We start from the raw sequence: 15,988 nt of genomic DNA, 5'->3' as shown, positions 1-15,988 counted from the left end.
ATAAATTAAATGATGAGATGATAAATCAAATTCCCTACGCCGGCATTATCCGGATCAGGTGTGGAAGATTCCCGGGTATCATCTCAGCCGCAATCTGCAGCACCCCATTGATTGGGCAAAGTTGACGTTTTTTTCTGAGATTTGAAAATTAAACATGATAAAAATATTTTCCCCTTTTAGTTCATATCCGTTTGCAAACGGATATTTCGTATATTTAAGCGTTAATTTAAAATCAATTGTGAAAAAGACAATCAAAAGAACATTCAGAGTTTCAAAATATGTAATTTATCGAGAAACCCTTGTTGATTATAAAGAACATTTCTGGTCATTTCTGGGCGCTTTTTTCGGAATCGGAATTATAGCATTTATCCAGTCTCAATATTTGCTGGAAGCAGAAAACATCTTTTTGATAGGATCTTTTGGTGCATCAAGCGTTTTGATTTACGGAGCCATTCAAAGCCCGCTTGCCCAACCGAGAAATCTGATCGGCGGTCATGTATTTTCAGCTTTGGTCGGCGTTACCATTTATCAGATCGTGCCCGATATTTTGTGGCTTTCGGCGCCTCTTGCGGTCGCTTTCTCAATTATTTTAATGCAATACACAAAAACTCTTCATCCGCCTGGTGGAGCGACTGCGCTCATCGCCGTTACTTCTTCAGGTAAAATCGCTGAATTGGGATATTGGTATGTGCTTTCTCCCGTATTATCGGGTTGCATCATTTTATTGCTGGTCGCTTTGGTTTTTAATAATATCACCAAAAACAGAAGCTATCCGACCAACAGCAGATGGAAAAAACTGCTAAGAAAAAAACATGAACGTCAAATGAAAAAATAATGCTATGAATTGCCTGGAATGTGGCGAAAAGATCATTGGAAGATTAGACAAAAAATTCTGCAATGATGCATGCCGAAACGCTTACAACAATAAGCAAAATAAAGATTATAACAATCTGATGCGCAATGTAAACAACAAGCTGCGCAAAAATTACCGCATTCTGAGTGAAATAAATGCGGAAGGAAAAACTAAAATCGTAAAAACTAAACTCGATGGCTTAGGTTTTGATTTTAATTACTTTACAAATATTAAAGTTTATAAAAACGGCTCGGAATATAAATTTATTTACGATCAGGGCTACAAACTTTTGGAAGAAGGATATATATTAATCGTCAGAAATTAATATTTCAAAAAAATACAAATTAAGATTATGAAAGAAATCGTGTTGATCACTGGAGCCAGCGGAACTGTTGCAAAAGTTTTGTCAAAAAAAATTGAAAAAGAATATTCCGTTCGGTTTTTAACACGAAAAAAAGAACACGAAAATGAATTTGAATGGAACATAAAAAACAAAACAATTGATGAAAAAGCTTTTGAAAACATAAGTCACATTATCCATCTTGCCGGCGCCAATATTTCTGAAAAAAGATGGACTGATGAACGAAAAAAAGAAATCATTTCGAGCCGCGTAGATTCTGCAAAGCTGATTTTGGAAACTTTACTAAAGAAAAATATTAAGCTTAAATCTTTTATTTCAGCTTCGGCGGTAGGAATTTACGGAGCAAAAACTTCAGAAAAAATTTATTCGGAAGATGATGAAAAAGGTAACGATTTCTTAAGTGAAGTCGTTGATCTTTGGGAAAGAGCAGCAGACGAACTTCACAAAAAAAACGTTGCAGAAAGAGTGGTAAAAGTAAGAACCGCAATTGTACTTTCAGAAAAAGAAGGCGCTTTGAAAAAAATGGCAATGCCAATAAAACTCGGAATCGGGTCGCCTTTGGGAACAGGAAAACAATATATGCCGTGGATTCACATTAATGATTTAAGTTCAGTTTATGAATTTGCATTGAAAAACGAAAACCTAAACGGCGCATACAATGCTTCGGCGCCACAACATACAAACAACGAAAATATAACAAAGGAAATCGCTGAAGTTTTAAAAAAGCCTTTGTTTATGCCAAATATTCCGGGATTTGTAATGAAGCTTATTTTTGGTGAATTGTCGGTTGCATTGCTTGAAGGATCAAGAACTTCATCCGAAAAAATCCAAAAAGCAGGCTTTAAATTTGAATTTCCAAACTTAAAACAAGCTTTGGAAAATCTATTATTAAAAAAGAATTAAATTAAACAGAAACAATATGAAACTGCAATTTTCACTTATCTTTTTATTCATACTTTCAATAAGTATTTATGGACAGAAAAAAGAAATTTTAAGTAAACAGGACAAGGCTGTTGCCGAACATTTTAAAAAAGAATATAAAAAGAAAAATTATAAAAAATTTGAAGGTAAAATAGTTACTACGGATAGTTATGTGCAATTTGACGATAAGATTTTTTATTACAACAAGTATGATAAATCTGATAAAATCATAAGTAATTTATTAGCCGAAGGACTGATTTATCCGCAACTTTTAACGGATTATCAAATGGAAAAGTTTTTGGAAGAAACAACAGACAGAACTCAAAAAAGATTTTTGAAGCTCCAAAAAAATCCCCGCGCCGGTTTTGATGTTTCCGGTGCAAAGCTGAGCAATGCAGCGGAATTAAGCTTTTTAAACCCAAACTTGACTGTTAAGCGTTTTAAGTTTTTATCGAAAGATATTAGAATTGCCGGTTCGCGTACTTATTTTATAGAACTGATGAATAAAAATGCAAATAATAAAACTTCGCTGGAGGATTTTATCAAAGGTTCCAAATTGACGTATATTTATCAGAATTAGTTAAATATTTAATTTAATAATAGTAAACAGGAGTTTGGCTCCTGTTTTTTTATTTAGAATCATCAAATAAGCATTATAAAATTTTGTAAAATAGAAGTAAATAAGAAATTTATTAATTATAATATCTTTTTTATATATTAGCAATGTTAAAAAATTAATTTTAACAAAAAAAATCTATTGTGAAAAAATTATTACTAGCAGCAGTTTTATTTGCTGGAACAACTTTGGGATTCGCAAAAGACAATGGACTAGATTCTAAATCTTTGTTGGAGTCAAAAACAGAAGAGACAAAACAAAATGATGAGGAAGAGCTTAAAAAAATATGTACAACAATTTGGAACTGGACTACAGAAACAACCTCAGTAGGCATGGATGGAAAAATGTATGTTACGACCAATCATCACACCGCTTCAACAACCAGCTGGTGTGGTTCCAATGCTGTTGGATTAACTTTTGAAGCTGGTAATCCTAATTAATCCTTAATATTATTAGTGTGCATTATTAGTTCAATGCACACTAATTTTTAATCTGAACTATATGAAATTTTTATTCAAATTAATTGTATCGTCTATATTATTAGTCAACACTTCTATTTCGTCTCAACATCTGAAAGTTGAATATGAAAGAGTTGAACTCAAAGAAAACAATAATATAAGTATGTCTAAGGAATTTAATGATAAAGCAAATCGAATACGTAAAACCCCTCAAAAATATTTTTTATATTATACAGACGGATATTCTTTTTTCAAATCTATTCCTCAAAATTCATTTACACATAATGCAGGAGATAAAAAAGAAAATGATGTGCAAACCCATAACAGAGAAGTTTACAAAAATATTGAACTAAAAATGTATCATAACAAAAACGTCAATGGTAATTATAAATACCATAATTTTCAAGACATTAATGAAGAATTTTATGGTTATAAAGATACAAAATTTGTAAAAATTGAATATAAAGAAGACACAATGGATATTGACAACTATGTTTGTAAATTGGTTGAAGTAAGTTTAGATTCAAATTCTAACTATAAAGTTTGGTATACTGAGGGTATTCCTATTTCTGCAGGCCCTTTTTTATTTAATAATTTCCCCGGTTTGGTTTTAAGAGTCGAAGCGGATAGCTATATAATAACAGCTGTTAAGATAAGCAATGAAATAAAGAAATCAGATGTTGAAAAAATTAATCCTAAACTTAAAGTGTATAAGAATGAAGATTATGATAAAAAACTAAAAGAAATACACGAACAACAAAGCAAACCTACTTTTAAAGAAATAAAGCTTTAAGCATATATATGCATAAATTAATATACATTTTATTTTTAATTAGTTTTTCAATAATAAAATCTCAAACTATTACTATTAAAGTAAGGGACAACACAAGTCAGCCTCCAGAAAATATAAATGTACAGCTCATTAAAAATGAGAAAACAATAGATTTTCAAAAGATTGATACCGGATATTGTAAATTTCAACTCTCTGAAAAGGGGGTTTTTTATTTAAAATTAACTTCTGTTTTTTACAAAACTAAACTTGTTGAAATAAATACTAATAAGCAAACTGATTTTGAAATAATTTTAGAATCACAGATACAAGAAATACAAGAAGTAGAAATAAAATCCCGTCCGAAAATTGCCAAAATTAAAGAAGATACAATTGTTTTTAATGTGAAGGCAATCCGAGATGGGACAGAGAGAACGACAGAAGATTTAATTAAAAAACTGCCGGGATTGGATATTTCAGACAACGGAAAAGTAACGTACAAAGGGAATACTGTTGGTCAGGTTTTGGTAGAAGGAAATGAATTCTTTGGAAGAAACCACAAAATCGCCACTCAAAATCTTTCAGCAGAAATGATAGATGGGATTGATCTTTGGCAAAACTTCACAACTATTAATGGAGGACAATCCACAGCATTAAATCTTAAATTAAAAGAAGAATATAAAGGTAAAATTACAGGAAATATTGAAGCTAACTATGGTAATAAAAATTCTTATCTAGCTCATTCTAATTTATTTAAATTCGGTCAATTTGGTAACATCGCTTTAATCACTGATGCTAATAATATTGCAAAAGATCCCATCAGTTTTATGGATTTTTATGAAATGAATTCTCAGGAAAATACCGAAAACACTAATAGTTCGGTTGATGTAGAGATTCCTTCATTTCTAAATAATGATAACAAAATAAAGTCCAAAGCCAATCAGTTTGGAGCTTTACAATATTCTAAATCAAAAAAAAGATTTACTATTACTGCATTCTCTATTATCAACAATACTCAATTAGAAAAACTTTCAACGACAAAAAGAACGGTTTTTGAAGGACAGCCACAAAATTATAATTTTTATGAACAAAAAACAGAGGACAATAAGGGTTTTCTGGGAACTACTAAAATTAAAATGAAACAGAGTTTTTCTGATAATAGTTTTTTGTATTTTAATTTTGGATATAATCCCACTGAAGATAATTTTAACCAAAATATTTCCAGATATTCTGAAAAATATAACTTTTATAATATTGATAATAAAGTAAAAAATACCAGTTTCAATAATTTTGTTTCATGGAACAAAAATTTAAATAATTCAAAAATAATTTTGGCCTTAAATCAATTAAATGAAAACTATATAGGAAATTTAAATATCTTTTCGAACAATAATTTATTCTTAACTCAAAACAATTCTATATTTCAAAAATATATAGGTAACTCCAATACTTATGCTTTGGCCCTTTATTTGAAGAATAAAAATAAAATCGTCAATTTTAATTTTCATTCTGGATTTTCTTACAAAAAAGATACTTCAGAGTATTCAGAATTTATTTCTCAGGCAAAGGAAAACAGGTTTTTAAAAGTATATCATTATGTAAATGATTTGATGCTATATAAACAGTTGGGAAATTTTGATTTTTCTGGTTCTTTAAGCTCTAATTTCCTTAATTTAAATGAATATAAAAAACATTATTTTGAAAAAAGCTTTAAAATAAAATATAATCCTCCATCTGAAGCCAGTACTGAATTTGGTATCGAGTATAATTCCAAATACACTACTCCTGGCTTAAGGCTCCTTCAATATTCTCTTTTATACACAAAAGAATTGTCTTTTTCTCAAAATATCATACTTACCCCTGATATATTAAGTAATATTGAAAACTATAAGCTTACTTGGAATAGATTTAATATGGAAAAAGGCAATTTGATTTTTTTTATATTCATGTATGAAAAAATTAAGCCGAGTTTTACTTCTAATTTAAAAAATTTCGGGACATTTTCAGCAGTTCAAAATTCTATTGGTCAGTTTAATGAAAGGTATGTTACAATAGTTTCTAATGATTACAGATTATCTAAAAGCTTAAACTTAAAATCTAAATTTTCGGGATCAATTTATAAAAATTCTAACTTTATTGAAGAAAATGACAATTTAACTTCGATTTATAATTTTGAACTTTCTCAAAAATTATCTACTATTTTTAAAAATAAATCTGTGCAGTTCGATATGGGATATACTCTAATTAAAGGTATTTTTGATCAAAGTTTTTACAATACCTCTTCCAAGCAAGATAACATTACATTATCATTAGGAATAAGAGCAAACTTAAAAAAAGAATGGATTGGAAACATACAAGGTGACTATTTCATTCAAAAAACTGAACAAACTAGTTTGAAAAATTTCTTGTTGGGTGGACATATTTCTTATAGAAAAGAAAAATCTAGTTGGGAATACAATTTAAGATTTAATAATATTTTAAACCTTAAGTCTTTTAATTATATAAATAATTTTACAACTCAACTGGGTACGGATGAGTCTACTGTCACAGCTTTACAAGGTTATATTATTGGAGGATTAAAATTTAATTTCTAATTTTATTTAATCTTTTATACAACTAAATAAATTAATAATGAATAAGTTATGATTTTCAAAATTAAATTGCCTAATTTTGCACCCCGAAATAAGGATTCAAATTATGAAAAGAATTGTTGAGCACAGAAAGCTTCTTGGGGTTGATAAAACCGTTACTTTAAAGGAATTAAAATCAATTTACAGAAATACGATGAAAGATACGCATCCTGATAAATTTGTAAATGATGAAGCCGGAAAACTAGATGCAGAAGAAAAAAGCAAATCTATCATTGAAGCTTACCATTTTTTAGTAAGCATCAATCAGGAAACGCAGGAAAAATATAAAGAAGAATATACTGAAACGATCACAAAATCTAATATTCAGGACTTTTATCTTGAAAAAGCGGTGTTAAAAATTCAGCATCTGAACGGAATGATGTATGAATATATCGGCGTTCCAAGAAATACATATATCAAAATGGTGAATGCTGATTCGCCAAGTCGTTTTGCAAGAAGACATATTTATGGAAGTTTTATTTACAGAAAGTCTGGCGAAGTGATGGCAGATTAATTCCTCAAAATAAAAATAAGCAAAGGCTTTCAGTTATTCTGGAAGCTTTTTTTATTGAAGCTTTTTATTTTTGGTGGTTAATCACAAAGGTTTAAAGATTACACTGTTTTTAAGGCGCAAGAAAACCAAAGATTTTCGTCAAGTTTTATAGTTTAATTTTTTCCGAATATAAATCCTTGTTTTAATGAATTAATTATAAATTGTGCCTTCGATTAACAATAAAACTAAAAAACCGCATCATTTCTGATACGGTTTTTCGGTTAATTAAGGTTGTTATATATTAGTCTACATGTTTCGGAGTAAATCCGTCTTCACTTAGTTCTCTGTGTTCATAATCGGCTTTCATTTCAGCTTCATAATCTACTTTTTCACCTTTGCCCATTCTTCTTAAAATTGAATCGAATAGCGAATAAACTACAGGTACGATGATCAGGGTAAGGAATAGTGATGATGTCAAACCACCGATTACTACCCAAGCCAAACCGTTGTTCATCTCCGCTCCTGCCCCTTTTGCCAAAGCGATCGGAAGCATCCCGAAGATCATCGCAATCGTTGTCATCAAGATCGGACGAAGACGCGCGTGGTTTGCCTGAATCAAAGCGTCGTGCGTATTGGCTCCTGCTGCTTTTCTCATATTGGCGAAATCGACAATCATAATCGCATTTTTTGCCACCAAACCAATCAACATGATCATCCCCAACATCGTAAAAATGTTTAATGAATTTCCGGTGATGGCAAGAATTATCATTACCCCGATCAATGCCAAAGGAATTGAGAATAATACCACAAACGGATAAACAAAACTGTCATATAATGAAACCATTACCAAATAAACCAATACAATAGCTGCTAACAAAGCAATTCCCAAAGTACCGAAACCTTCAGTCTGGTTTTCCATATCACCACTCCAAATATAGGTAACACCGGCTGGTTTGGTTTTTTCGTTATCCATAAACATTGCAGCCCATTCGTTTGCAACATCTCCTACAGGACGGCCTACAACTTTAGATTTTACCTTTACTGAAGGCGCTTTATCTCTACGTTCCAATAAACTCGGTCCTGAGCCCATCTTCACTTCTGCAAACTGACTTAGTCTAATCTGTTCTCCATCTGGATTTGTAAACATTAAGTTTCTTACATCATCAATGGATTGTCTGTTGGCATCACCAAAACGGATATTGATATCATATTCGTATTCTCCGGCTCTGAATTTTCCGTCTGTATTTCCACTAAATGCAGTCTGCATCGTTTGTCCTACACTTGAAAGATTTAAACCTAAAGAGGCCATTTTATCTCTGTCGATATTCACCTGAACTTCTGGGTTTCCAGAGTCAGTTGATAATTCAGCATCTACGGAACCCGGAACTTTTTTAAGCAATTCTAGAATTCTGTTGGCTTCCTTATTTGCTGTTTCGTTATCCTGAGCCGTTACCACCATTTCAATTGGCGCGGCATCCGCACCCATTAATCCGATTGGTGCTGTTTTAAATTCAACTCCTGTGAATTTTTCTTCTAAAGCTCTCTTGATTTTTGCAGATTTAATATCTGTACTTTCATCACGTTCAGATTTATCTACTAAAATCACCTGAATTTCCGATTGATACAAAGTTGCCTGAGCTCCACCAAATCCTGAAGACTGCTGACCAACTGTCGTGATCATGTCTACAACATCTTTATCATTTCTAAGATATTTTTCAACCTCTAAAGTCAACTGATTGGTTTTTTCTACAGAAGCATCTTTTGGTAATTCCATTTGAACAAGGAACTGGCCTCTGTCCATTTTAGGGAAGAATTCACCACCGATAAATCCGAATGCGACCAACATAAATGAAGAAATCAAGATAATGAATGTTACCACTACGGTCATCACTCTTCTTAATGTCGTTTTCAAAGCCCACTCCAAAATTCCTGAGATCCAATGTGTGAATTTTTCCAACTGCTTTTCAAACCAAAGGATAAACTTCTCAAAAGGGTTTTTACCAGTCAAATGTACCAATTTACCATATCTTGATGATAACCAAGGGATAATAGTAAATGAAGCCAATAATGAAAGCATTGTCGCTATAACAACGGTGACACAAAACTGCGCCAGGATATCAGAAACCAAACCGGAACTCATCGCAATCGGTAAGAATACCACAACGATTACCAATGTAATAGCCGTTACCGTAAATCCGATTTCCGAAGCACCATCGTACGCTGCACGAATCCTGCTTTTTCCCATCTCCATGTGACGATATACGTTTTCCAAAACTACAATCGCATCATCCACAAGAATACCAACAACTAATGAAAGTCCTAATAAACTCATTAAGTTTAAAGTATATCCCATCAAATACATTCCGATAACTGTTGCAATCAAAGACACGGGAATCGAAACCATTACAATGAATGCATTTCTAATATTATGAAGGAACAGCAACATTACTACCGCCACCAAAATAATCGCAAGGAATAAATCGAAAATTACGTGATCTGCAGCTTCCAAAGTAAAGTCTGTCGAGTCATCAACAGTATTAATATTGATAGCCTGAGCTTTATAATTATCCTGAACCTGAGCAATTGTTTTCTGAATAGCTTCTGAAACAGCTACCGCGTTGGCATCAGACTGTTTTTTAACCTGAAGTAAAATTGTAGGATTTTGATTGAATCTTGCTACTTTCTCAATATCTTTTTGCGTATCAAAAACCGTTGCAATATCAGAAAGACGAACTTGTGCTCCATCCTTATTTGAAACCACAAGATTGTTCATTTCTTCTACGCTTCTATACTTTCCTGAAAGTCTGATCGTAGATCTTGAAGTTCTTGTCTTAAGCGCTCCCGTCGGGAAGTCTAAGTTGGAAGAAAGAATTGCCTGCTGTACGTCCCCGATAGAAAGACCATAACCTTGCAGTTTCATTTCATCCAAACTTACCTGAATTTCTCTTTCCTGTCCACCAACAAGATCAACCTGAGCCACACCGTTTACACGGGAAAAAATCGGCTCAATTTTTTTATCTAAAAGGTCGTAAAGTTCTTTATTATTCAGTTTGTTACTGGTAATACTCAAAGTCATGATCGGAAGATCATCCAATGAGAATTTCTGTAATGACGGCGGATCTGCATCTTCCGGAAGATCTGCCAGAATAGCATTTACCTTTCTCTGCGCATCATTCAAAGCATAATTTACATCAGCACCTGTGTTCAACTGAACCATGATTACCGATAAACTTTCGTATGAAGATGATTCTACTTTTTTTACGTTTTCCAAAGAACCAACTGCGTCTTCAATCTTACGTGTTACCGAAGTTTCCACCTCTGCAGGTGAAGCTCCCGGATAAACCGTAGAAATTGTAACCATATTGGTTTCAAACTTCGGAATCAATTCGTACCCCATCATGGAGTAACTTAATAAACCTCCCAAAGTCAAAATCGTAAATAATACGATAACCAGGGATGGTCTTTTAATGGATATTTCTGCTAACTTCATCTTCTGTTACTTTACGATATTGATTTTTGAACCGTTATCAAGGTTGATCTGTCCGCTCGTAATTACCTGTTCGCCTCCGTTCAGTCCGCTGATGATTTGTACTTTGTCACCATATACTTTTCCTGTTTTCACAGTGATCATTTTAGCAGTTCCGTTTTGAACGATGAAGATCTGCCCTGAGCTAACTCCGTTTGCAAAAGCTTCAGCAGGAACGGTCAACATATTTTGAGTTTCAGCGCCATGGTTTGTCTTAAATAAAGCCGTTGCGTACATACCTGCTTTTAGTTTTCCATTATTCGGAACTTCAATTTCAACAGGGAAATTTAAAGAAGCATCACTTTTCGGAGCGATAAATGTAATTCTTCCGCTGAAAGAATCTTCAGGCAAAACATTTACAGTAATTGGAACAACCTGGCCCAGCTGAATTCTTCCAATCTGGCTTTCGTCAACCAAAACAGAAAGTTTTAAGCTATTAATATTTACGATTTCGAACATTGCAGTTCCTGGTGAAACAACAGTTCCCGGCTCAACCATTCTTTTGTTGATCACACCGCTGATTCCTGCACGAATGCTTGTATCGTTTACTCTTACTCCCTGAGCTTGTAGCGCAGCGCGAGCATTTTTCAGCTGTAATCTTGAATTATCAAGCTGTTGTTTGGTAACACCTCCTGTTTTGAAAGCGTTTTCGTAACGTTGATTGTCTATAATTGCGTTTTGCAAATTATTTTGAGCCTGCGTCACATCAACTTCGATAGCATCTCTCTTGATTGTTGCTAATGTTTGTCCGGCAGAAACTCTTGAACCTTCTTTTACCAACACATTCATGATACGCCCCGAAATTTCAGAAGCCTGATTCATTTCCTGTTTCGGAATAAAAGTTCCGTTGGCAGTATAATCCGTGTCGATATTTTCTCTTGACACCGTAACAACGTTTACATTGATCTTATCTACCTGCTTGGCAACCTCTTTTACCTCTGTTTCCTGCTTCTTTTTGTTGTCAGCAATCTTGTACGCTGCCAAACCGATAAGTACAGCTGCTACAATGATATATATTATAGTTTTTTTCATTTGTAATAATGATTTTTTAATAGTCAAATGGAATCTTTTCAGATTTCATTTTTAGTTTATTATGGGTTTTGTAATGTGTTTAATTCTCCTTTAGCTTTTATTAACTTGATTTCCGCTTGTTTATAATCCAAAAGAGCATTTGAATAGTTCTGTTTTGCCTGTGTCAAAGCATTTTCGGCATCCAAAACTTCTGTAAGTGTCGCTAAACCATATTGATAATTTGACTGAGTATCTTTTTGTACTTTTTCGGCAAGAGTTACATTATTTTGCATGCTTTCAATATTAATTAATGTATTTTCCATATTGGTAACTGCATTTCTGTAATCTAAACTCAGGCTCAGTTGTGTATTCTCAATATCCAAATCAAGATCCTGAATATCAATTTCCGCCTGCTGGATTTTTGCTTTTGTAGCACCACCCGTGAAGATCGGAATATTAATATTTAAACCAATTGCTGAATAATCGCTCCAAAGAACTCCATTATTAATACCGTTTGTAAGAGGAAATCTTCCTCCTTGTCCGCCCCAGCCGTAATTTGCCACCAATCCTACTGTAGGATAAAGATACGCTTCGGTTGCTTTCTTATTATATTGAAGAAGTTCTCTGTTTTTATTTAAAACTTTGATTTCCGTGCGATCATTAAGGTTTACATTGCTGGCGATCAATTCAGGTTTTGGCTCAATTGTTTTTTCTTCAAGCTCAATATCTGTATCGATCGGAATTCCCATATAAAATTTCAAAGCATTTTTTGAAAGCTCAACGGAATTGATCAATTGCTGCTTGTTTGATCCTATATTTGTTAGCTGAACATTGGTACGATCAAGGTCGATAGCTTTAGCCAAACCATTATCTACCAAGCTTTTAATAACATTCCTTACCCTTTCTGTGTTGGCATAGCTTGCTTCTACAGTTTTAAGATTTTCTTCCTGTACAAAAACCTGATAATAGGCTGTTGCTACATTTTCAATGATCTGTTCGTTGGTAAGCTGAGCATTCAGAACATAAAATTCTCTTGTTGATTTTGCAGCTTTAAGACCTGTAAAAACTCTTTGGTCAAATAAAGCCTGCTGCACCTGTACAGAAGCGGTAGAGCTCCAGGGCTGTCCCAACTGGGCTCTTATTCTTTCTCCGCCAAATTCCAGCAATGATTCCTGAATCACAGGATTATAGGTAAGACCTGCTGTGGCACTTATCTGCGGCAAAGCTCCGGCTCTGGCTTCATCAATTTTATATTCAGCTTTTTTGATTTGTAAAGCTGCTTTTTTAGCCTCTGCTTTATTTTGCAAAGCCTCTTTTATGGCTTCTTGCAGCGACACCTGTTGCTGTGCATAGGCAGATGAAGAGCCGAAAATCATAAATGCAGCAGCTATTCCTATTTTTAGCTTCTTTGCAGTTATACGTTTTCTATTCATAATTTATTACTTCGTTTATTTTTGTAATGGTTTTCCTAACTACTTTATTCCTAAATGACGATTGACTTTTATAAATACTTTAACATATTTTAAATTATTTTTTAAAAAGCATATTGAGAATAATTTCTTTTCTTTCGGAAATAATTTTATCAAATTCTTTATCAGTAATCATCAAATTCTCTAAAAACAAAGGACGAACCGCACTTGGAAACACTAAAAGTGAGACCATGTTGAGAAGAAACTGTACCGGCGCCATCTTTTCGATGTTTCCCAATTGCATTTCTCTTTCGATATCCTCATATAATTTTTTCAGCTCTTCTTCTTCAACATCTCTTTTGTGACAACTTCCTTTGTTGATTTGCGAAACAATGTAGGTTTCCAAATATGGATATTGAAGACTTGTAGATAAGCTCCCATCAATAAAATTGGCTATTTTATCTTTAAATGGAAGATCAGAATTCATAATAATTTCAGATTTCTCCTTTTCAACACGGTGAGCCTCATCAAAAATAATCTGAATCAAGTTGTCTCTCGAACGAAAATAATAGTTGATCAATGTTCGATTGACACCGGCTTCGTCTGCAATCTCCTGTGTAGTTGCATTAAATTTCCCCTGAACAAAGAATAAATTCTTCGCAGTCTCTTTGATTAATTCCTGTGTTTGATCTTTTTTTTCTTGTTTTGACATTTTTGTTAAACAATTTTGTGCAAAGATATATTAAACATTTGTTTTGACAAAATTGTTAAACAAAATAATTAAAGAAAATGGAGATGATATTTATCAGAATTTATAGCCAAAAAAAGGAGCAAATTGCTCCTTCATTTATAATAACTTAATTTTATCTTCCGAAATATCGACGACTTTATCCTTATAAAGCCCGCCAAGTGCTTTCTTAAAATTCTTTTTGCTCATCTGGAGCTCATCTTTGATTTCTTCGGGTGAAGATTTATCCGAAAGGTGAAGCAGACCAAAGTTTTCTTCTAATTTTGTAAGGATTTTCTGCTTAAATTCATCAATATTTTCAAATCCTTCAGGCTGAAGCGAAATATCTATTTTCCCGTCTTCACGGATTTCTTTGATGTAACCTTCTTCCTCAGAAAGCGGATACAGTTTTTTATAAACATCTGATGTATAGATTAATCCGATATATTTTTTGTTGATAACTACATTCCAGCCAAGTTCACTTTCGTTCATCATGATCAAATCTACTTTATCACCTTTCTGAAGAGGCAGATCCTGGTATTGCGGATTTCTTTTGAATTTCGTAGTTCCTGTAATCAATTCCATATCTTCATCTACATAAAGATAAACAAGATATCTTTTGCCTTCAATGATTTTAGATTTTTGCTGTTTGTACGGAATGAAAAGATCTTTGATGATTCCCCAATCCATAAAAGCACCGCTTGGAAGGCTTTGCACGCAAGTCATCACGGCAAATTCACCTACTTCTGCCAAAGGAATTTCTGTAGTTGCTTTCAGTTTGTTGTCATCCTGATAAACGAAAACCTCAACTTCATCACCAATTTCTTTTTCTTCACGAATAAAAACTTTAGATAAAAAGGCGGTTTCGCCAGTTTCTGATTCAAGCATCCATCCTGAATTATTTTTTTCTGAAATCTTTAAAGTTTGAGTTTTTCCGAGTTGCATTGATGATGAAATTAGCCCACAAAGGTACGGAAAAAATTGAGGTTGAGGTAAAGTTTAGATTTATAAGAATGATATTTTGCAGTCGTTTTAAATTTTAAATTTTAATAAAAAAAGAAGCTAATCGACTTCTTTGTATTTATTTTGGCAATTGCGGCGAGCGCATTTTGTATTTATAACTGTGCAAAGTATTCAGGAAATTTTCCAAATCTGTCAGTTCATTGTCGGAAAGATCAAGTTTTTCAAGCATTTTTGATTTGTGAGGCGCAAGCGGACTTTCTCTGTTTCGTTTTTCATTGGGCATTCCTGCATTATACATATTCAAAACGCCTCTGATATTTGGAAATAATCCGTTGTGCATATAAGGCGCAGTTTGCGAAACTTCCCTTAATGTTGCCGTTTTAAACTTTCCAACATCTTCATTTTTTTTCGAAATATTGTACAACCCAAGATCTTCATACTCCCTTCCAAAATAAGTCAGTCCAATATTGTGAAATTTTTGATCTGAAAAATAAGGCGTGCTGTGACAATTAATGCAATTGGCTTTTGTTCTGAACAAATGAAGCCCGTTGATTTCAGAATCCGTTAAAGCATCTTTTTCACCGCTTACGAATTTATCAAACTTGGATTTGGGACTTACAATGGTTCTTTCAAAGGTTGCAATGGCTTTTGTAATATTTTCTTCGGTCACTTTTTCACTGCCAAAAGCTTTTTTAAAATGCTCTTTGTATCCTTTTATTTTGCCTATCGTTTTTACCGCCAATCTTGAATGAAAATTCATTTCCAACGGATTTTCTATTGGAACTTTTGCCTGATCTTCAAGGCTTGCAGCTCTTCCGTCCCAGAAATATTCTTTGGCATAAGCAATATTCAGAACCGTCGGAGCATTTCTTGTTCCCAATTGTCTGTCGTGTCCGTAAGCAACCCTTCTTCCGTCTGCCCATGAAAGTTCAGGATCATGGCAGTTGGCGCAAGAAATCTGTCCGGATTTTGATAATCTCGGATCAAAAAACAGCATTTTCCCCAAATCTTCTTTTTCTTTGGAATAAGGATTGTCTTTAGGAAATTCAGGTTTTGGTAAAACCCCGATGTCTTGAAAACCGCCTTTAGCCTCATCAAACAAATGTGGTTTTGGCCACAAATTCTGATCTCCACTTCCGTAAAGATCTCGCAATTCCTGAATAGTATACCCTTTTTGAATTTTATTAAAATCTGAAAATGAATAGATTAAAAATAAAAAAACAGAAAGGCTCAAAAAATACTTCATAATTT

Annotated in this window: 14 protein-coding genes and 1 riboswitch; of the genes, 8 read left to right on the top strand and 6 right to left on the bottom strand. The window is 33.3% G+C overall.

Translation table 11 applies throughout. The annotated features are described in order from the left end of the window. Positions 1 to 12: 12 nt before the first annotated feature. Positions 13 to 117: riboswitch (TPP riboswitch) on the bottom strand. Between the two features lie 121 nt (positions 118 to 238). The 8 genes from AC6CHK_RS05870 to AC6CHK_RS05835 all read left to right on the top strand — a co-directional run bounded on the left by AC6CHK_RS05870 (position 239) and on the right by AC6CHK_RS05835 (position 7,122). Beyond that, positions 239 to 835 (top strand): HPP family protein, encoded by a 597-nt coding sequence (locus AC6CHK_RS05870; protein ID WP_498095119.1) that lies wholly within the window; start codon positions 239 to 241, stop codon positions 833 to 835. A gap of 4 nt (positions 836 to 839) precedes the next feature. Further along, the gene (locus tag AC6CHK_RS05865) at positions 840 to 1,178 is read left to right on the top strand and encodes a hypothetical protein (RefSeq protein WP_498094441.1); all 339 of its coding nucleotides are present in this window, start codon (positions 840 to 842) and stop codon (positions 1,176 to 1,178) included. Positions 1,179 to 1,205: 27 nt separating this feature from the next. Further along, on the top strand, positions 1,206 to 2,117 hold the full coding sequence (locus AC6CHK_RS05860; protein ID WP_498094439.1) for a TIGR01777 family oxidoreductase: 912 nt from the start codon (positions 1,206 to 1,208) through the stop codon (positions 2,115 to 2,117). A 16-nt stretch (positions 2,118 to 2,133) separates the two neighbouring features. Further along, on the top strand, positions 2,134 to 2,715 hold the full coding sequence (locus tag AC6CHK_RS05855; protein WP_498094437.1) for a hypothetical protein: 582 nt from the start codon (positions 2,134 to 2,136) through the stop codon (positions 2,713 to 2,715). Between the two features lie 179 nt (positions 2,716 to 2,894). Next, on the top strand, positions 2,895 to 3,191 hold the full coding sequence (locus tag AC6CHK_RS05850) for a hypothetical protein (RefSeq protein WP_498094435.1): 297 nt from the start codon (positions 2,895 to 2,897) through the stop codon (positions 3,189 to 3,191). A gap of 61 nt (positions 3,192 to 3,252) precedes the next feature. Further along, complete coding sequence (locus tag AC6CHK_RS05845) at positions 3,253 to 4,002, top strand: GLPGLI family protein (protein ID WP_498094433.1); 750 nt, start codon at positions 3,253 to 3,255, stop codon at positions 4,000 to 4,002. Positions 4,003 to 4,010: 8 nt separating this feature from the next. Then, positions 4,011 to 6,572, top strand: coding sequence for a hypothetical protein (locus AC6CHK_RS05840; RefSeq protein ID WP_498094431.1), 2,562 nt, complete (start codon positions 4,011 to 4,013; stop codon positions 6,570 to 6,572). A gap of 103 nt (positions 6,573 to 6,675) precedes the next feature. After that, positions 6,676 to 7,122: a KTSC domain-containing protein gene (locus AC6CHK_RS05835; RefSeq protein ID WP_498094429.1), complete on the top strand. Its 447-nt coding sequence runs from the start codon at positions 6,676 to 6,678 to the stop codon at positions 7,120 to 7,122. A gap of 280 nt (positions 7,123 to 7,402) precedes the next feature. Here AC6CHK_RS05835 and AC6CHK_RS05830 read toward each other — a convergent pair whose 3' ends face one another. The 6 genes from AC6CHK_RS05830 to AC6CHK_RS05805 all read right to left on the bottom strand — a co-directional run bounded on the left by AC6CHK_RS05830 (position 7,403) and on the right by AC6CHK_RS05805 (position 15,983). Next, positions 7,403 to 10,591 (bottom strand): efflux RND transporter permease subunit, encoded by a 3,189-nt coding sequence (locus AC6CHK_RS05830; protein ID WP_498094427.1) that lies wholly within the window; start codon positions 10,589 to 10,591, stop codon positions 7,403 to 7,405. A gap of 6 nt (positions 10,592 to 10,597) precedes the next feature. Then, positions 10,598 to 11,659 carry an efflux RND transporter periplasmic adaptor subunit gene (locus AC6CHK_RS05825; RefSeq protein ID WP_498094425.1) on the bottom strand — a complete coding sequence of 354 codons (1,062 nt, stop codon included), beginning with the start codon at positions 11,657 to 11,659 and terminating at the stop codon, positions 10,598 to 10,600. Between the two features lie 59 nt (positions 11,660 to 11,718). Beyond that, entirely contained in the window at positions 11,719 to 13,071 is a 1,353-nt protein-coding gene (locus AC6CHK_RS05820) for a TolC family protein (protein ID WP_498094423.1), read from the bottom strand. Between the two features lie 94 nt (positions 13,072 to 13,165). Beyond that, complete coding sequence (locus tag AC6CHK_RS05815; protein ID WP_498094421.1) at positions 13,166 to 13,759, bottom strand: TetR/AcrR family transcriptional regulator; 594 nt, start codon at positions 13,757 to 13,759, stop codon at positions 13,166 to 13,168. 135 nt (positions 13,760 to 13,894) lie between these two features. Then, positions 13,895 to 14,719: a CvfB family protein gene (locus AC6CHK_RS05810; protein WP_498094419.1), complete on the bottom strand. Its 825-nt coding sequence runs from the start codon at positions 14,717 to 14,719 to the stop codon at positions 13,895 to 13,897. A 136-nt stretch (positions 14,720 to 14,855) separates the two neighbouring features. Continuing rightward, complete coding sequence (locus AC6CHK_RS05805) at positions 14,856 to 15,983, bottom strand: cytochrome-c peroxidase (RefSeq protein WP_498094418.1); 1,128 nt, start codon at positions 15,981 to 15,983, stop codon at positions 14,856 to 14,858. Positions 15,984 to 15,988: the final 5 nt, after the last annotated feature.

The sequence above is a fragment of the Chryseobacterium sp. GQ58 genome (assembly GCF_059758895.1).
The sequence above is the reverse complement of the archived record's forward strand: the minus strand, read 5'-3'. Positions and strand labels throughout refer to the sequence as shown.